16 protein-coding genes and 1 riboswitch are annotated in these 16,939 nt (G+C 68.6%); of the genes, 6 read left to right on the top strand and 10 right to left on the bottom strand.

Annotated elements, in window-relative coordinates; translation table 11 throughout:
* Positions 1-240 precede the first annotated feature (240 nt).
* From trkA to hflX, 4 genes are all read left to right on the top strand, one after another.
* Entirely contained in the window at positions 241-1,617 is a 1,377-nt protein-coding gene (trkA, locus tag FDP22_RS14520; protein WP_138578149.1) for a Trk system potassium transporter TrkA, read from the top strand.
* A gap of 60 nt (positions 1,618-1,677) precedes the next feature.
* Positions 1,678-3,129: a TrkH family potassium uptake protein gene (locus FDP22_RS14515; RefSeq protein ID WP_239031785.1), complete on the top strand. Its 1,452-nt coding sequence runs from the start codon at positions 1,678-1,680 to the stop codon at positions 3,127-3,129.
* A 129-nt stretch (positions 3,130-3,258) separates the two neighbouring features.
* Complete coding sequence (gene hfq, locus FDP22_RS14510) at positions 3,259-3,498, top strand: RNA chaperone Hfq (RefSeq protein ID WP_118132597.1); 240 nt, start codon at positions 3,259-3,261, stop codon at positions 3,496-3,498.
* 46 nt (positions 3,499-3,544) lie between these two features.
* Positions 3,545-4,822 (top strand): GTPase HflX, encoded by a 1,278-nt coding sequence (hflX, locus tag FDP22_RS14505; RefSeq protein ID WP_138578145.1) that lies wholly within the window; start codon positions 3,545-3,547, stop codon positions 4,820-4,822.
* Between the two features lie 111 nt (positions 4,823-4,933).
* Here the strand turns inward: hflX and thiD are convergent, their stop codons facing one another.
* From thiD to metF, 10 genes are all read right to left on the bottom strand, one after another.
* Entirely contained in the window at positions 4,934-5,737 is an 804-nt protein-coding gene (gene thiD / locus FDP22_RS14500; protein WP_138579684.1) for a bifunctional hydroxymethylpyrimidine kinase/phosphomethylpyrimidine kinase, read from the bottom strand.
* Positions 5,734-5,886, bottom strand: a complete 153-nt coding sequence (locus FDP22_RS24525; protein ID WP_170317710.1) for a hypothetical protein — start codon at positions 5,884-5,886, stop codon at positions 5,734-5,736. Before FDP22_RS24525 ends, thiD begins: the two co-directional genes overlap by 4 nt.
* Before the next feature lie 61 nt (positions 5,887-5,947).
* Positions 5,948-6,049: riboswitch (TPP riboswitch) on the bottom strand.
* Positions 6,050-6,162: 113 nt separating this feature from the next.
* Positions 6,163-7,209, bottom strand: a complete 1,047-nt coding sequence (locus tag FDP22_RS14495) for an ABC transporter ATP-binding protein (RefSeq protein ID WP_138574767.1) — start codon at positions 7,207-7,209, stop codon at positions 6,163-6,165.
* A gap of 12 nt (positions 7,210-7,221) precedes the next feature.
* The gene (ugpE, locus tag FDP22_RS14490) at positions 7,222-8,064 is read right to left on the bottom strand and encodes a sn-glycerol-3-phosphate ABC transporter permease UgpE (protein WP_138574765.1); all 843 of its coding nucleotides are present in this window, start codon (positions 8,062-8,064) and stop codon (positions 7,222-7,224) included.
* Between the two features lie 10 nt (positions 8,065-8,074).
* Positions 8,075-8,956, bottom strand: a complete 882-nt coding sequence (locus FDP22_RS14485; RefSeq protein WP_138574763.1) for an ABC transporter permease subunit — start codon at positions 8,954-8,956, stop codon at positions 8,075-8,077.
* 174 nt (positions 8,957-9,130) lie between these two features.
* Positions 9,131-10,435: an extracellular solute-binding protein gene (locus FDP22_RS14480; RefSeq protein ID WP_239031949.1), complete on the bottom strand. Its 1,305-nt coding sequence runs from the start codon at positions 10,433-10,435 to the stop codon at positions 9,131-9,133.
* A 204-nt stretch (positions 10,436-10,639) separates the two neighbouring features.
* On the bottom strand, positions 10,640-12,094 hold the full coding sequence (gene guaB / locus FDP22_RS14475) for an IMP dehydrogenase (protein ID WP_138574759.1): 1,455 nt from the start codon (positions 12,092-12,094) through the stop codon (positions 10,640-10,642).
* 122 nt (positions 12,095-12,216) lie between these two features.
* Positions 12,217-13,050: an RlmE family RNA methyltransferase gene (locus FDP22_RS14470; protein ID WP_138574757.1), complete on the bottom strand. Its 834-nt coding sequence runs from the start codon at positions 13,048-13,050 to the stop codon at positions 12,217-12,219.
* Positions 13,047-14,177 (bottom strand): Ppx/GppA phosphatase family protein, encoded by a 1,131-nt coding sequence (locus tag FDP22_RS14465; protein WP_138574756.1) that lies wholly within the window; start codon positions 14,175-14,177, stop codon positions 13,047-13,049. The genes FDP22_RS14470 and FDP22_RS14465 overlap by 4 nt, the downstream gene beginning before the upstream one ends.
* Positions 14,178-14,278: 101 nt before the next feature.
* Complete coding sequence (gene metF, locus FDP22_RS14460; protein WP_138574754.1) at positions 14,279-15,175, bottom strand: methylenetetrahydrofolate reductase [NAD(P)H]; 897 nt, start codon at positions 15,173-15,175, stop codon at positions 14,279-14,281.
* A gap of 281 nt (positions 15,176-15,456) precedes the next feature.
* Here metF and FDP22_RS14455 point away from each other — a divergent pair, with 281 nt between their 5' ends.
* Together FDP22_RS14455 and FDP22_RS14450 are read left to right on the top strand one after the other, a co-directional pair.
* A complete protein-coding gene (locus tag FDP22_RS14455) occupies positions 15,457-15,768 on the top strand; it encodes a virulence factor (protein ID WP_138574752.1) in 312 nt (103 codons plus the stop codon).
* Positions 15,769-16,010: 242 nt separating this feature from the next.
* On the top strand, positions 16,011-16,934 hold the full coding sequence (locus tag FDP22_RS14450; RefSeq protein ID WP_138574750.1) for a methylenetetrahydrofolate reductase: 924 nt from the start codon (positions 16,011-16,013) through the stop codon (positions 16,932-16,934).
* Positions 16,935-16,939 lie beyond the last annotated feature (5 nt).

Genomic DNA, 16,939 nt, shown 5'->3' with positions numbered 1-16,939 from the left:
CCGGGGAGCCGGCGTGATACGGCGCGGGGGGCGCAGACGGGTTCTGGCGGGCGACGCGCGCGGGGCGCGCCGGCATGACGGTGTGAAGCATGGGCCCCAAGCGGGCCGGATGACTGGAGAAACGGCCCGTCCGCGGGCCGGCGTGGCGGCGCCCGGCAACCGGGCCCGCGGGAGGGGCACCGCAGCGGTGTCATCCGCAAGTGCCCCACGGGGGGCGGCGGCCGAGCGAACGGAGCGCATATGAAGGTTATCGTCTGCGGAGCCGGCCAGGTGGGCTGGCAGATCGCACGGCATCTCGCCACCGAGAACAACGATGTCACGGTGGTCGACAGCAACGCGGCCCTGGTGCGCCGCGCCACCGACACGCTGGACGTGGGCGGCATCACCGGCTTTGCCTCGCACCCGGACGTGCTGGAGCAGGCCGGCGCGCGCGACGCCGACATGATCATCGCCGCCACCTTCGCCGACGAGGTGAACATGGTGGCCTGCCAAGTGGCGCATTCGGTGTTCTCGGTGCCGCGCAAGATCGCCCGGCTGAGGGCGCAGAGCTATCTCTCGCCGGAATGGTCGGACCTGTTCCGCCGCGACCACATGCCGATCGACGTGATCATCTCGCCCGAGCGCGAGGTGGCCGACAGCGCGCTGCGCCGGCTCAACGCCCAGGCGGCCTTCGAGACCGGCAGTTTCCTTGACGGCAAGCTGATGCTGATGGGCATCACGCTGGACGAGAACTGCCCGGTGCTCAAGACGCCGCTGCGTCAGCTCACGGAACTGTTCAGCACCCTGCGCGCCATCGTGGTGGCCATCCGCCGCGGCGGCAAGCTGCACGCGGCCTATGCCGATGACCAGCTCTACGACGGTGACCAAGTCTACCTCACGGTGGCGGTGGAGGACCAGGCCCGGGCGCTGGAGATCTTCGGGAAGTCCAGCCGCCGGGCGGAGCGCATCATCCTGATCGGCGCCGGGAACGTGGGCCTCACGGTGGCCAACCATATCGACAAGGGCGACAAGCGGGTGCGCGCCAAGATCATCGAGCGGGACCGGGCCCGGGCCGAGAAGGCCGCCGACGCGCTCGACCGCACCATCGTGCTGCATGGCGACGGGCTGGACATGGACCTGCTGGAGGAGGCCAACCTCTCCTCCTGCGACGCGCTCATCGCGCTCACCGACGATGACAAGACCAACCTGCTCACCTGCACCCGCGCGAAGGCCGCCGGCTGCCCGATGGTGATCGCGCTGGTGAACGACGCGAGCCTGATGCAGCTCATGGAGCCGCTCGGGATCGACGCCTACATCAACCCGCGTGCCACCACCGTCTCCTCCATCCTGCGCCATGTGCGGCACGGCCGGGTGCGCGCCGTCTACTCCATCGGCGATGCGGAGGCCGAGGTGATGGAAGCGCATGTGCTGGGCACCTCCTCCATCGCCGGCAAGCGGGTGCGCGACTGCGATTTCCCGGAACGCTCCATCCTCGGCGCGGTGCTGAAGGGCGATACCGTGGTCATCCCGCGCGGCGACACCGTTCTGCAGGAGGGCGACATCCTGGTCGTCTTCGCCATGGCCGCCGACGTGCGCCGCGTGGAGCAGATGTTCCGCGTCGCGGTGGATTACTTCTGATCCATGTGGTTGCAGCGGATCCCGCTTTTTGCCTTCTGTCTGGCCGGAGCGGGACTGGCGATGGCACTGCCCGCCGCGCACGGGCTCTACGCGGGCAACGAGCGTGCCGCGCGCACCTTCGCCTATTGCGGGCTGGTGAGCCTGGTGATGGCCGGAATGCTGGCGCTGGCACTGGCGAACCGGACGCCGCGCATCACCGCACGCGCACAGCTGCTCACCCTGGTGGCGAGCTACGCGCTGCTGCCGCTGGTGGCGGCGGCGCCGGTGGTGCTGCTGCGCCCGGAAATGGACCTGGAGCGCGCCTATTTCGAGATGCTCTCCTGCCTCACGACCACCGGCGCCACGCTCATGGACGGGGCCTCGGTCTCGCAGACCATGCACCTGTGGCGGGCCACGGTGGCCTGGTGCGGCGGGTTCCTCATCGTGCTCTCGGCCGCGGCGATCATGGCGCCGCTCAATCTCGGCGGCTTCGAGGTGCGCGCCACCCTGCGTGGCAGCCGGCCGGAAGAGGGGCTGGCGCAGGCCGGCTCGGTCGCCGCCTCCATGCGGCTGCTGCGCATGGTCCGGCTGCTGGGGCCGAGCTATCTCATCCTCACCATCGTCCTGGCCTTTCTGCTCGCGGTCGCGGGGGAGGCGCCGCTCCTGTCGATGATCCATGCGATGTCCGTGATGTCCACCAGCGGAATATCCATCGATTCCGAAGGGTTCGGCAGCGGTGCGGGCCGGCTGGGAGAAATGATCGCCCTTCCGTTCCTGGTGATCGCGGCCACCCAGCGCGGGCTGCGCATCCGCTTCACCCGCGCCGATCTGGCCTGGGCGCGCCGCGACCCGGAACTGCGGCTCATGCTGGTGATGGTGATGAGTGTGGCCGCGATCCTGTTCCTGCGCCACTGGCTGGGGGCGCTCACCGTATCGACGGAACCCGACCTGCTGGGCGGGCTGCGTGCGCTCTGGGGGGCGATCTTCACCGGGCTCTCCTTCCTCACCACCACCGGTTTCACCAGCGTGGACTGGGACCTGGCCCGGGCCTGGAGCGGGCTGCCCAGTTCGGGGATGATCCTGCTGGGGCTGGCGATGATGGGCGGCGGCGTGGCCTCGGCCGCCGGGGGCGTGAAGCTGCTGCGCTGCTACGCGCTCTTCCGCCAGGGCGTGCGGGAGCTGGGCCGGCTCACCTATCCCAGCAGCATCGGCGGGGCAGGGGAGGCGGAACGCCGCCTGCGCCAGGGCGGGGCCTACATCTCCTGGGTGTTCCTGATGCTGTTCGTGGGAACGCTTTCGCTGGTCATGCTGGCGCTCACGCTCACCGGCGTGGGGTTTCAGGATGCCCTCGCCTTCAGCATTGCGGCCTTGACGACCACGGGCCAGGTGCCGCAGATGGCGGATACGGGCGGCCCGGGGTATTCCGAGATCTCGGCCGTCGCCCGCGGCATCCTCTGCGTGGGCATGGTGCTGGGCCGGCTTGAGACTCTTGCGGTGATTGCCCTGTTCAATCCGTCGTGGTGGCGGCGCTGAGCGGGGGAATTGCGGCAAAATTTCGGACTGGGTATGGAAATCCTGACCGATATCCACCATTATTGCGGTGCAACAACAAAAATGGGTCCCCCTTGAAGGGGAACCTCACACAACTGAAGGCTGAAAAAAATGGCTGCCGACAAACAGAACCTTCAGGATGCGTTCCTGAACAATATCCGCAAGAACAAGGTCCCGGTTACGATTTTTCTCGTAAATGGCGTCAAGCTTCAGGGTGTGGTAACCTGGTTTGACAACTTCTGCGTGTTGCTGCGCAGGGACGGCCAGTCCCAGCTGGTGTACAAGCACGCGATTTCGACCGTGATGCCGTCTCAGCCGATCCAGCTCTACGAGGCAGACGAATCTGCATGACCCGTGCCGCCCCGGCGGCAGATTGATACGAGGCAAGATAGCCTAAATGCGAGCCTACGTGCTCCACCCCGATCTCCGGAACGCCGACGCGCGTGATCCGGAGCTCGCGCTGGAAGAAGCCTGCAACCTGACAGAGGCGCTGGATGAGCTCGAGCTCGCCGGCGCTGAAGTCGTGCTCCTCAGACAGCCGCGCGCCGGCACGCTTTTCGGAGAGGGAAAGCTCGAAGAGCTGAAAGCGAAATTCATCGAGGCCGAGATCGACATCGTCATCATCGATGGCCTGGTCTCGCCGATCCAGCAGCGCAACCTGGAGCGGGAATGGAAGCTCAAGGTGCTGGACCGCACCGGCCTGATCCTGGAGATCTTCGGCGCCCGGGCGCAGACCCGCGAGGGTGTGCTCCAGGTCGATCTGGCGCATCTGACCTACCAGAAGAGCCGGCTTGTCCGCTCCTGGACCCACCTTGAACGCCAGCGCGGCGGCGTGGGCTTCATGGGCGGCCCGGGCGAAACCCAGATCGAGGCGGACCGCCGCGCCATCGACGAAAACATCACCCGGCTGAAGCGCCAGCTCACCAAGGTGGTGCGCACGCGGGAACTGCACCGCAAGTCGCGCAAGAAGATCCCGTATCCGATCGTCGCCTTCGTGGGCTACACGAACGCCGGGAAGTCGACGCTGTTCAACCGGATCACCGGCGCGGACGTGATGGCCAAGGACATGCTCTTCGCCACGCTGGACCCGACGATGCGCGCCGTCTCGCTGCCGACCGGCGAAAAGGTGATCCTGTCGGACACGGTGGGCTTCATCTCCGACCTGCCGACCCAGCTTGTCGCGGCGTTCCGCGCCACGCTGGAGGAGGTGCTGGCCGCCGATCTCATCGTCCATGTGCGCGACATCTCGCATCCGCAGACCCAGGAGCAGGCGCTGAGCGTGCGCTCGGTGCTGCGCGACCTGCATCTGGACGAGGAAGCCATCGCCGGCATGCTGGAGTTCCGCAACAAGCTCGACCGCTTGCCCGAGGCCGAACAGGCCGCCGTGCAGCAGACCGCGCTGCGCGACCCGCTGGTGGTGGCCGGCTCCGCGGCGCGCGGCGACGGGATCGAGGAACTGCTCACCGAGATTTCCGAGCGGCTTGCCGAACCGATGACCAGCGAGCGCCTGCAGATGGGCTTCGGCCAGGGCGCGGCGCTGGCCTGGCTGCACCGCCGCAAGCTGGTGGAGAACCAGGAGCCGAACGAGAGCGGCATGCAGATCGACGTCACCTGGTCCGAGAAGCACCGTCAGCAATTCCTGAAGGAATTTCAGGGCTCTTTGCGCCAGGAGTGATCCTGGCGCCGGGCGGGCGCGTTACGGTTACCAGAATATTAACATAATATCGATTATCCGACATTCGGATATGCGGGCGCCGGGTGGGATATCCCGGCGCCCGCTTGCGTTTCAGCCGGCCTGAAACGCGTGGAAATGATGCGTGGGTCCGTGGCCTCCTCCGACGCTGAGCCGGTCGGCGCCGGCGATGGCCGCGGCCACATAGGCCTTCGCGGTTCGGGCCGCCGCCTGCACATCCGCCTGCAGCGCCATCTGCGTCGCCAGCGCGGAGGACAAGGTGCAGCCGGTGCCATGGGTGTTGCGCGTCGCATGGCGCGGCCCGTCGAGCCAGGTGTGGCCGTCGCCCGTGTCCAGCAGGTCCGGACTGGTCTCCTCCGCGTCGAGATGACCGCCCTTCACCAGCACCGCACGTGGCCCGAGCCCGCGCAGCGCGGCGGCGACCTCCGGCATGTCGCCGCGCAGGATCGGCGTGTCCCGGCCCAGCAGCGCCGCCGCTTCCGGCAGGTTCGGCGTGAGCATCGTGGCCAGCGGCAGCAGCTCGCGGCGCAGCGTCTCCACCGCATCCGCCTGCAGCAGAGGGTCGCCGCTCTTCGCGATCATCACCGGGTCGAGCACCACCTGAACCGCCCGTCCCCGCAGGCTCCTGGCCACGGCGGCGGCGATGTCGGCCGAGCCGATCATGCCGATCTTCACCGCGTCCACACAGATGTCCGCGAAAATGGCGTCGATCTGCGCGGCCACGAAGCCCGGCTCCACCAGCGAGACCCCGCTCACCCCGCGCGTGTTCTGCACCGTGAGCGCGGTGAGCGCGGCCATGGCATAGCCGCCGTTGGCCGAGATCGCCTTGATATCCGCCTGGATGCCGGCGCCGCCCGAGGGGTCCGACCCGGCGATACTGAGAATGTTGGGGATCATGCCGCGCGCTCCCCGGCCGTGCTCCGCCGGATGGCGGATGCGTCCGGCCGGTGGGATTGCTGGACGGCCAATTCCTCCGGCCGGTGCGGTTGCACGTTTGCGGCTTCTTCCGGCCGTTGCAGCCGTGTGGCGGTGGTCTGTCGGCTCATGCTCTGCCTCCTCTGCGTCGGGTGCGCCGGAGGGATCGGGCCGCGTGGCACGCCCGGAGGGCCGGCTCACGCAGCGACTTCCTCCGCCGGCATGACCCGGGTCAGGTTCCAAGGGTGCGTCTCAGCCCGCAGCGTGATGCTGCGGGCGCCCCTGTCGCGTGACTTTTTTCTAGTCTTGCGCGCGGGAGCGCACAAGGACTTACAATCGATATTATGTTTCATTTCTAACGCTTTAGACTAGAAAAATGATGTAATCTTCTGATTAAAAAGGATGTTTTAAATCCTCCGCCCACTCACCGCGTCGTAGAAATGCAGGCGCGCGGGGTCGATGAGCAGCCCGGCTTCGGCCGGCAGCTGCCGCTCGGAGGGGTGCGCGGCGACGAGGGTCTGCCCGCCGCAGCGCCCGTGCACCAGCCGCTGCGCGCCCAGTTCCTCCACGTAGGTGGTCTCGAACCGCAGGGCGCCGGCCTCCCCGGCCGGCACGATGCGCAGGTCCTCGGCGCGCAGGCCGAGGGTGAGCGGGCCCCGGTGCGGCGCGTGCGCAGCGATGCTTGCATCGCCCAGGTGCAGCGCACCCGTCTCGGCGGTGACGGAGACGAGGTTCATCGCCGGAGAGCCGATGAAACCGGCCACGAAGGTGGAGGCCGGGGCGTTGTAGACCTCCAGCGGCCTGCCGATCTGCTCGATGCGCCCGGCGTTCAGCACCACCAGCCGGTCCGCCAGGGTCATCGCCTCCAGCTGGTCATGCGTGACGTAGAGCGAGGTGGTGCCGACCCGGCGCTGAAGCTGGCGGATCTCGCCGCGCATGGACACGCGCAGCCGGGCGTCGAGGTTCGACAGCGGTTCGTCGAACAGGAAGGCCGCCGGCTTGCGCACGATGGCCCGGCCCATGGCCACGCGCTGGCGCTGGCCGCCGGAGAGCGCGCGCGGGCGGCGGTCGAGATAGGGTTCGAGCTCGAGCATGCGCGCGGCCTCGGCCACCCGGGCCCGGATCTCCGCCTTCGGAGTGCGGCGGTTGCGCAGCCCGTAGGCGAGATTGTCGAACACCGTCATGTGCGGGTAGAGCGCGTAGTTCTGGAACACCATGGCGATGTCGCGGTCTGCGGGGTCGAGGGTGTTCACCACCCTGCCCCCGATGGTCACGGTGCCGCGGCTGATGTCCTCCAGCCCGGCGACCATGCGCAGCAGCGTGGATTTCCCGCAGCCCGAGGGGCCGACGAGCACGATGAATTCGCCGTCCGCGATGTCGAGCGAGATGTTGCTGACGGCCTCGACCCCTCCCGCATAGACCTTGGCGACGTCGGTGATGGTGATGGTGGACATGGGATGGTCTTTCTACTTGTCGCTTTCCGTGAGGCCCTTGATGAACCAGCGCTGGAAGACGAGGACGACGAGCACAGGCGGCAGCATGGCGAGGATCGCCAGCGCGAAGGCCTGGTTGTAATCGGGGATCTGCGAGCCGACCCAGACGAGCAGGATCTGCTTGATGCCGCGCACCAGGGTGAACAGGCTCTCGTCGGTGGTGATGAGCGTGGGCCAGAGATACTGGTTCCAGCCGTAGACGAACATGATGATGAAGATCGCCGCCATCATCGGGCGCGACAGCGGAACGAGGATGTCCACGAAGAACTTCCACGGGCCGGCGCCGTCAAGCCGCGCGGCCTCCAGCAGTTCGTCCGGCACGGAGCGGAAGTACTGCCGGAAGAAGAACGTGCCGGTGGCCGAGGCCAGCAGCGGCACGATCAGCCCGGTGTAGGTGTTGGTGAGGCCGAGCTGGGTCATCACCGCGTAGCTGGGCAGGATGCGCACTTCCAGCGGCAGCAGCAGCGTGGTGAAGATCATCCAGAAGAACAGCGTGCCCAGCCGCAGCCGGAAATACACGATGGCATAGGCGGCCAGCATCGACAGCGCGATCTTGCCCACCGCGAAGCCGATGCCGAGGATCATCGAGTTCAGCACCATGCGCGCGCCGGTGATCTCTCCGGTGAAGCCGCCCTTCTTGGTGAGCACCTCCGCGTAGGTGTCGGTGAAATGCCCGCCCCAGCCGAATTTCAGCCCCTGGGTATGAATGGTCACCGCGTCATAGGTGGAGGTGGTGAAGGCCAGCACCACCGGCGCCAGCATCACGAAGCAGCCGGCGAGCAGGATGAGATGGTCGAGGAGGCGAAGTCGTCTCATGGGGGCCTCCTCAGCCGTAATGCACGCGCCGCTCGATGAAGCGGAACTGGAAGATGGTGAGCACGAAGACGATGAGCATCAGGATGACCGACTGGGCGGAGGACCCGCCGAGGTCATTGCCGCGGAACCCGTCCATGTAGACCTTGTAGACAAGGGTGATCGGGTTGTTCGCCGCCTTGTCCTTCACGATGACGTCGATGATGCCGAAGGTCTCGAACAGCGCGTAGGTCATGTTCATGATCAGCAGGAAGAAGGCCGTGGGCGCCAGCAGCGGCAGGGTCACGTCCAGGAAGCGGCGCGCGCCGGAGCGGCAGTCGATCAGCGCCGCTTCACGCACCGAGGCCGGCAGGCTCTGCAGTCCCGACAGGAAAAAGATAAAATTGTACGGGATCTGCTTCCACACCGAGACGGTGATCATCGCGATGGCGGTGTCGGTATAGTCCAGCCCCACCTTCATGTCCCAGCCGAAGAAGGCCGCGGCGCGCACCAGCGGGCCGATGTGCTGGTCGAAGAACATCATCCCGATCAGCCCGGCCACCGGAGGGGCCACGGCATAGACCCAGATCAGCAGCGTCTTGTAGCTGTGGCTGCCGCGCAGCACCGCATCCGCCTTCACCGCCAGCAGGAGGCCGAGACCGAGCGAAAGCCCGGTGACCAGCAGGGTGAACACCAGGGTGAATTTCGCGATCCCGAGGTATTCGTGCGAGGACAGGATGTCGGCGTAATTCTCCAGCCCCACGAAGGTGGAGCCGAAACCGAACGGGTCCTCCAGGTAGAAGGAGGATTGCACCGCCTGCACCGAGGGCCAGTAGAAGAACACGAAGATGATGGCCATCTGCGGCGCCAGGAAGAGATAGGGCAGCCAGCGGGACGAGAATTGGACGCGCTTCATGAGGCTCTTTCGGAAAGGGAAACGGGCGCCGCCGCCCTGCCCCGTTCGGCCCCGGCCGAGGGCCGGGGCCACGCAGGGCCGGGAGATGGCGCCGGGGGCCGCGCCGTCCCGGCGCGGGGCCGGGACGGCGGAGGCACGGCTGGCCGCCGGGCGTGGCCCGCGGCCGGACCGGCCTCAGTTGGAGGCGGTGGTCTTCGCGAAGCGGGCGAGCAGCGCGTCACCCTCGCTCTTGATCGTCGCCATCGCGTCTTCCACCGAGGTCTCGCCGGCGAAGATGCGGCCGTATTCGCGCTCCATCACTTCGCGGATCTGCGGGTAGAAGCCCATGCGGTAGCCCTTCGACCATTCGCCGCCCGGCAGCATGAGCTGCTTGATGCCCACTTCGGCGGCCGGGAAACGGTCATAATGGCCATCCGCCTTCGCCAACTCGTAGGCGGCTTCGGTGACCGGCACGTAGCCGGTGGACTTGTGCCAGAAGTACTGCACCTCGGGCGAGGTCAGGAACTCGAAGAAATCCGCCGTGCACTTGTTCTGCGCGTCGTCATGGCCGGACATGGCGAAGAGGGCCGCGCCGCCGATGAAGGTGTTGGTGCCCGCGCCGTCGATGGCGTTCCAGTACGGCAGGAAGCTGGCGGTGAAGGGCATCTGCGCGGATTTCTGCAGGCCGCCGAAGGAGCCCGAGGAGCCGATCCACAGGGCGGCCTTGTCTTCCTCGAAGGGCTTCTGGTTGTCGGACCAGCCGGCGCCGAAATAGCCGAACCAGCCGTCATCGTACCAGTCCTTCAGCTTCTGGTACATCATCACGTGCTCGGGCGCGTCGACGTTGATCTCGGTGCCGGCAACGGCGTCATAACCGTTGTTGTTGGTGGCGAACTGCAGGTCGTGGCGGGAGAAGAAGTTCTCGGTGAACTCCCAGGTGAGCTGGGACTGCACCAGCGGGATGTAGCCCGCCGCCTTCAGCTTCGGGGCCATGGCCTCGAACTCTTCCCAGGTCTTCGGGGCCCCGGCGATGCCGGCCTTCTGCAGGGCCTCGGTGTTCACGTACATGATCGGCGCGGAGGAGTTGAACGGCATGCCGACGAACTTGCCGTCGCTGTCGGCGTAGAAGTAGCGCACGCCCTGGATGAAATCCTCGCGGTTGAAGTCGTAGCCCGCGCCCTTGATCAGGTCCTCGGCCGGGATGACGGCCTTCGGCGCGTTGATGATGGTCGCGGCGCCGGCGTCGAACACCTGCAGGATGTTGGGCTGGTCGCCGGAGCGGAAGGCGGCGATGCCGGCGGCGAGCGCTTCCTCATAGGTGCCCTTGGAGACGGGGGTGAGCACGCAGGCGTTCTGGGCGGCGTTGAACTGGGTGGCGAGCTCGTTGATCACCTCGCCGTTGCGCCCGGCCATGCCGTGCCACCAGGTGATGTCGGTGGCAGCCAGGGTGGAGGTGGCGGTGAACGCGAGGGTCAGGCCGGAAAGGGCGAGTTTCTGGATCAAGGCGGAAATCCTTCTGGTGTGAAGCAAGTGTCGGCCCCTCGCCTAATCCGGCTGTGAAACGCCTTCTTGATGAATTTGTTAAGAAATGATGACGGCGCAGGGGCCCGGCCGTGCCCCGCGCGTGGCGGCGGGCCAATGCAAGGCGCCGCGCCCTTCAGGGGGGCGCGGCGCTCTGTGGGTCCGGTCCGGGTGCGGCGGCGGTCAGCCGATGCGGTAGTTCGGGCTCTCGCGGGTGATCTGCACGTCGTGGACGTGGCTTTCCTTCAGCCCGGCGCCGGAGATGCGCACGAACTCGCAGCGGGTGCGCATGTCGTCGATCGTGCGGTTGCCGGTGTAGCCCATGGCGGCGCGCAGGCCGCCCACGAGCTGGTGCAGCACCACGCTGGCCGAGCCCTTGTAGGGCACCTGGCCCTCGATGCCCTCGGGCACGAATTTCTGCGGGCTCACCTCACGCTGGAAGTAGCGGTCGGCGGAGCCGCGGGCCATGGCGCCCACCGAGCCCATGCCGCGGTAGGCCTTGAAGGTGCGGCCCTGGTGCAGGAACACCTCGCCCGGCGCCTCGTCGGTGCCCGCCAGCATCGAGCCGATCATCGCGCAATGCGCGCCGGCGGCGATGGCCTTGGCGAAGTCGCCGGAGAACTTGATGCCGCCGTCGGCGATCACCACCTCGCCGGTCTTCGCAGCCTCGCGCGCACAGTCCATGATGGCGGTGAGCTGGGGCACGCCCACGCCCGCCACCACGCGGGTGGTGCAGATGGAGCCGGGGCCGATGCCCACCTTCACCGCGTCCGCGCCGGCGTCGATCAGCGCGCGGGTGGCCGCGGCGGTGGCCACGTTGCCGGCCACCACCTGAACGGCGTTGGAGAGCTTCTTCACCCGCTCCACCGCCAGTGCCACGGAGGCGGAATGGCCATGGGCGGTGTCTATCACGATCACGTCCACGCCCGCGTCGATCAGCGCCTCGGAGCGGGCGAAGCCGCTGTCGCCCACGGTGGTGGCGGCGGCCACGCGCAGGCGGCCCAGGTCGTCCTTGCAGGCCTGCGGGTTCAGCACCGCCTTCTCGATGTCCTTCACGGTGAGCAGGCCGGTGAGCGCGCCCTGCCCGTCCACCACGAGGAGCTTTTCGATGCGGCGCGAGCGCAGCAGGCTCTTGGCTTCCTCGAGGTCCACCGGCTCACGCACCATGGCGAGGTTGTCGGAGGTCATCAGCGCGTGCACCGGCGTGCGGTCGTCGGAGGCGAAGCGCATGTCCCGGTTGGTGAGGATGCCCATCACCCGGCCCTCGGCGCTCACCACCGGGAAGCCGGTGATCTTGTAGCGCTCCTGCAGGTCGCGGGCGTCGGCCAGGGTCTGGTCGGGGCTGAGGGTCACGGGGTTGTAGACCACGCCGCTCTCGAAGCGCTTGACCCGGCGCACCTGCTCGGCCTGCTCTTCGAGGCTGAGATTGCGGTGCACCACGCCCATGCCGCCGGCCTGGGCCATGGCAATCGCCATCTCGCCTTCGGTCACGGTGTCCATGGCCGAGGACAGCAGCGGAATGTTGAGGGCGATGGACTTGGTCAGCCGCGTCTGGGTCCGGGCGTCGCCGGGCAGGACTTCGGATGCAGCGGGAACGAGAAGAACGTCATCGAAGGTCAGCGCCTCACGAATCTCCATGTCAGGTCTCCATGGCAGTGTCGGTGTTGGCGCTTCCCTATTTCACGCGTCGGGAAGAAAGGAAAGGGGTAATCCGGGCCCCGCTCACGCCGGCGTGTGCCGGGGGCCGCGCCGGCGCGCGCTCACCGATCCGCGCCGCCGTCATCGTGGTCGTGGTCGTCCCGCGGGTCCGGTGCCTCGGGGGTGTCCATGTCGGAGGCGTCTGCGCCCTCTGCGGCGCGGTTGCCGCGGAACCCGGTGGCGACCACGAATTTCTCCGAGGAATCCTGCCGGCTCGCCGGCGGCTTGATGTGCACCACCTTGGTGAAGTTCTGCTTCAGCCGGGCCTGGAGGTCGTTCTCCGCCCCGCCGGCCAGCACCTTGGCCACAAAGGTTCCGCCGGGTTCCAGCACCTCGAAGGCCAGTTGCGCGGCCGCCTCGCACAGCGCGATGATGCGCAGGTGGTCGGTGCCCTTGTGGCCGGAGGAGGAGGCGGCCATGTCCGACATCACCACGTCGGCCCGCCCGCCGAGCCAGGCCTTCACCTTCTCGTCGGCACCGTCCTCCATGAAGTCGAGCTGGTAGATCTCCGCGCCGGCGATGGTGTCCACCTCCTGCAGGTCCACCCCGATGATGCGGCCCCGCGCCTTGCCCTTCTTCTCGCCATGCGCGTTGATGCGCGGCACCGCGACCTGGCACCAGCCGCCGGGCGCGCAGCCCAGGTCCACCACCCGGGCGCCGGGCACGAGGAAGCGGAACCGGTCGTCGATCTCCATGATCTTGTAGGCCGCGCGGCCACGGTAGCCCTCGCGCCGGGCGCGGGCCACGTAGGGGTCGTTGAGCTGCCGCTCCAGCCAGAGCTTGGAGGAGAGCTTGCGGCCCTTCGCGGTCTTCACCCGGACCTTGAGGTCGCGGCGGCCGCGGCCGGAGGTGTTCTCTCCGGTGGCGCCGGGGGTGGTCTTCTTGCCGTCGCTCATCGGGTGGTGTCCTCGAGAATGCCGTCTTCGTTCATCATGGCGTAGAGCAGGCCCTCGCGCAGGCCCCGGTCGGCGACGCGCAGGCGCTCCACCGGCCAGATGCGCAGCAGGGTCTGCAGGATGGCCGTGCCGGATATGATCAGGTTCGCGCGGCTCTGGCCGATGGCGGGGTGCCGGCAGCGGTCCTGGTGCGAGAGGCCCAGGAACTGCCCCACCAGCCGTTCCACCTCCGCGGTGCGCAGCCAGGCGCCGTCCACCTTCTCGCGGCTGTAGCGCACCAGCCCCTGCTGGGCGGCGGCGAGCGTGGTGATGGTGCCGGAGGTGCCGATGATCTGCAGTCCCTCGGGAAGGGTGTCCCCCCAGTCCGCCGGGCGGAAATTCTCCAGCATTTCCTCGAAATACCAGGACATGAGCGCGAAGCGCGCGCGGTCTCCCTCCACGTCGGAGAAACGCTGCAGCAGCGTGGCCACGCCCAGCGGCACCGAGATCCAGTCCACGATGCGCGCGCCCTGGGGGCTGGTGGCGTGCAGCTTGCCGCGCAGGGGTGCCAGGCCGAGCAGCGCCTCGCGCTCCTGCCCCGGCGCGACCTGCGACAGGTCGATCCAGATCAGCTCTGTCGAGCCGCCGCCGATGTCGAACACCAGCAGTTGCCGCGCGCCCTCCTCGACCAGCGGCGCGCAGGAGATCAGCGCCAGGCGCGCCTCCAGCTCCGCGGGAATGATGTCCAGCGTGAGCCCGGTCTCGCGCCGCACGGTGCGGATGAGGTCGCGGCCGTTGCGCGCCTGCCGGCAGGCCTCGGTGGCGACGAGATGCATCCGCTCCACCCGGTGCCGGCGCAGGCGCCCGGCGCACAGGTGCAGCGTGCGCAGCACCCGGTTCATCCCGGCGGAGGAGAGCGCCCCTGTCTCCTCCAGCTCCGGCCCCAGCGCCACGGAGCGCGAGATGCTCTCCATGATCGAGAAGCCGTGGCCGGAGGGCCGGGCGATCAGCATGCGGCAATTGTTGGTGCCCAGGTCCAGCGCGGCATAGGGCCGGTCGCGGAACCGGGCGTCGGGTCGCGCGGGCTCGGTCGCACTTCGGGAGCCGTAATCGACCTCCCTTCCCGAAATGCCAGACCTCAATCCCATCAAGACTTTCCCCGCCCGGGCGACGCGCCCGGTCTTCCTCGGTATCCGAGCCTGACGGCGGGATCAAGCCGGGTCGCGCCGTCGCGACCCCCGGTTGCCGCTCAGCGGCCGCCGTGCGCGGCCATGGACAGGGGCTGCGCCTCCACCCCGATGGCCCGGCAGATGTCGAAGGTGAGGTCGGGATTGTTCAGGGTGTAGAAGTGGAAATGCTCCACTCCCTCGGTGCGCAGCCGGTCGCACTGGTCCGTCGCGATGGCGGTGGCGAGCAGCGCCTTGTCCTCGGCGGTCCCGGCATTGCCGAAGGCGCGGTGCATGAATTCGGGCACGCTGGCCCCGCAGCGGCCGGCGAAATTCACCAGCCGGTCGAAATTCTCCACCGGCAGGATGCCCGGATGCACGGGCGCGGTGATGCCGGCGGCCAGGCACCGGTCGCGGAAGCGCAGGAACAGCTCCGTGTCGAAGAAGAACTGGCTGAGCGCGGCGGTGGCCCCGGCGTCCAGCTTGCGCTTGAGGTTGTCGATATCGGCCTCGGGCGAGGCGGCTTCGGGATGCACCTCCGGATAGGCGGCGACATAGATGTTCTGCACGCCGTCCGCGGCGAGCCCCGCCACCAGCTCGGCGGCGGAGGTGAACCCCTCCGGATGGGGCACGAACCGCTCCGCGCCCTTGGGCGGATCGCCGCGCAGGGCGACGACGGAGCGCGCGCCCAGCTTCGCGTAGCCGCGCGCCACCTCCAGCGTCTCCGCCCGGCTGGCGCCCACGCAGGTGAGATGGCCGGCCACGTCCAGCCGGGCCCGGTCGCGGATCGCGAGGATCGCGGCCATGGTGCGCTCGCGGGTGGTGCCGCCCGCGCCGTAGGTGACGGAAACGAAGCTCGGCCCCAGCGGGGCGAGACGCTCCACCGAGCGCCAGAGCCGCAGCGAGGCCTCGGGCGAATGCGGCGGGAAGAATTCGAAGGAGATCGTCTGCCTGGGTCCGGCAAGGGTCGGATCGGTCATCTGGCGATCTTTCTTGAAATGGCTGAAGCGGGGCTGCATTTTAGGGCCGAACGCCCGCTGCTTCAACAGCAATTCGCGCCACACGCCCTGCGTGCGGGGCTGGCAGGTGCGTTCCATTCGTCGTAAATGCCGCGCGGTCTGCGGGACGGAAGAGGGCCCTGCCCCCTCGCCCCGCCGCGCCGCGTGTCGCAAACCCCGCACCGTCGGTCGCGGGTGGAGGATGGCCTGCCTCGCGCAGGCCCTAACATGCCCCGGAAGCCCCGGGGATACGGGAGGCAGGATTGGCCGAAGTCACCATCGTCTACTGGCGGGACATCCCCGCGCAGATCATCGTCGGGCGGGGCCGCAAGGGGTCCAAGCGCGCGCTGCCCGAGCGCTTCGAGCAGGCGATCGACCGCTGCGCGATGAAGGTCGGCGCCGCGGGCACCGACGCCTATCTCGCGGAGTGGCGCAAGGCCGAGGCCTATTCCGTGGAGGGCGAGGCCGAGGCCGTCGCCACGGCGGAAGCCGAGCGGGTGGCGACCGACTATGACACCGCGCGCATTCGCGCGCTGATCGAGAACGACGGCTGGGAGCAGCGCCCGGCCGGCTGACAGGCCGCGCCGCGCGCCGGTTCCTTCCGGAACGAAAGAGCCGGCACGGGGGCGGCAGGGACCGGCACGGGCCGTGGCAGCCCCCTGCCGCAGGCGGTGTCCGGGCCATAGCGGGCCAGACCGGAGCGCGGCGGCCCCTGCCTGGGCGGTCCGGGCCGGGAAGGCCGCGCGGCGGCCGGGGCGGGCGCCGGCCGCACAGGACAGCAGAAGCCGGTGGGAACCGGCGGCACAGGAGGACGGGCATGGCACGCATTCTCGGATTTCCGCGCAGGGGCGCCGCTCCGAGAGGCTCCGCGGCGCTGGCTGCCTTCCTGCGGGGCTTCTCCATGGAGGTCATGCCGCGCACTGCCGCGAAGATCCCGGATTTCCGCGCCGTGCTGCCCGAGGGCACCCGGATCTACATCGCCCATGTCGACGGCACGCCGATCGGGGACATGGTCTCCACCGCGCGGCGCCTGCGCGCGGAGGGCTTCCCGGTGATGCCGCATGTGCCGGCGCGCGTTGTGGCCACGAAGGCCCGGCTGGCGGACTGGCTGGCGCGCTACGCCGATGCCGGGGTGAGCGAAGCGCTGCTGCTGGCCGGCGGCGTGTCGGAGCTGCGCGGAGAGCTGCACCATTCCATGCACCTGCTGGAGACCGGGCTGTTCGACGCCCACGGGTTCACCCGCCTGCACGTGGCCGGCCACCCGGAGGGCAACCGCGACATCGCCCCGGACGGCTCGGACACCGCGCTGATGGAGGCGCTGCGCTGGAAGGCGGCCTTCGGTGCGCGCACGGACGCGCGCATGGCCATCGTCACCCAGTTCGGCTTCGAATCCGCGCCCATGATCGACTGGGCGCAGCGCCTGCGCGCCGAGGGCATCGGCCTGCCGGTGCATATCGGCGTGGCCGGCCCGGCGAAACTGCAGACGCTGGTGAAATTCGCCATGTCCTGCGGTGTCGGGCCCTCCATGCGGGTGCTCACCCGGCGCGCGGCGGATGTCTCGCGCCTGTTGCTGCCCTTCACGCCTCTGGACATCCTCACCGATCTCGCAGAATACAGGGCGGCCAATCCCGGCTTCAACATCGAGGCGGTGCATTTCTTCCCGCTCGGGGGGATCACGGCCACCGGCGCGTTCGTGGACGAACACGGGCGGGCGGTGGGTGGCGCCGCGGCCTACGCCTGAGCCAC

It is taken from the genome of Paroceanicella profunda, assembly GCF_005887635.2.
Lineage (GTDB): Bacteria > Pseudomonadota > Alphaproteobacteria > Rhodobacterales > Rhodobacteraceae > Paroceanicella > Paroceanicella profunda.
Note: the sequence above shows the minus strand (reverse complement) of the source record. Positions and strands in the feature narration are given on the sequence as shown.

Bases quoted from the DNA above. Each gene is read 5' to 3' on its own strand.
- trkA (WP_138578149.1), top strand. From the start codon at position 241: ATGAAGGTTATCGTCTGCGGAGCCGGCCAGGTGGGCTGGCAGATCGCA.
- thiD (WP_138579684.1), bottom strand. From the start codon at position 5,737: ATGATCCCCAACATTCTCAGTATCGCCGGGTCGGACCCCTCGGGCGGC.
- FDP22_RS14485 (WP_138574763.1), bottom strand. From the start codon at position 8,956: ATGAAGCGCGTCCAATTCTCGTCCCGCTGGCTGCCCTATCTCTTCCTG.
- guaB (WP_138574759.1), bottom strand. From the start codon at position 12,094: ATGGAGATTCGTGAGGCGCTGACCTTCGATGACGTTCTTCTCGTTCCC.
- FDP22_RS14450 (WP_138574750.1), top strand. From the start codon at position 16,011: ATGGCACGCATTCTCGGATTTCCGCGCAGGGGCGCCGCTCCGAGAGGC.
- FDP22_RS24525 (WP_170317710.1), bottom strand. From the start codon at position 5,886: ATGAGCCGACAGACCACCGCCACACGGCTGCAACGGCCGGAAGAAGCC.
- FDP22_RS14515 (WP_239031785.1), top strand. From the start codon at position 1,678: ATGGCACTGCCCGCCGCGCACGGGCTCTACGCGGGCAACGAGCGTGCC.
- hfq (WP_118132597.1), top strand. From the start codon at position 3,259: ATGGCTGCCGACAAACAGAACCTTCAGGATGCGTTCCTGAACAATATC.
- FDP22_RS14470 (WP_138574757.1), bottom strand. From the start codon at position 13,050: ATGAGCGACGGCAAGAAGACCACCCCCGGCGCCACCGGAGAGAACACC.
- ugpE (WP_138574765.1), bottom strand. From the start codon at position 8,064: ATGAGACGACTTCGCCTCCTCGACCATCTCATCCTGCTCGCCGGCTGC.
- FDP22_RS14465 (WP_138574756.1), bottom strand. From the start codon at position 14,177: ATGGGATTGAGGTCTGGCATTTCGGGAAGGGAGGTCGATTACGGCTCC.
- hflX (WP_138578145.1), top strand. From the start codon at position 3,545: ATGCGAGCCTACGTGCTCCACCCCGATCTCCGGAACGCCGACGCGCGT.
- metF (WP_138574754.1), bottom strand. From the start codon at position 15,175: ATGACCGATCCGACCCTTGCCGGACCCAGGCAGACGATCTCCTTCGAA.
- FDP22_RS14495 (WP_138574767.1), bottom strand. From the start codon at position 7,209: ATGTCCACCATCACCATCACCGACGTCGCCAAGGTCTATGCGGGAGGG.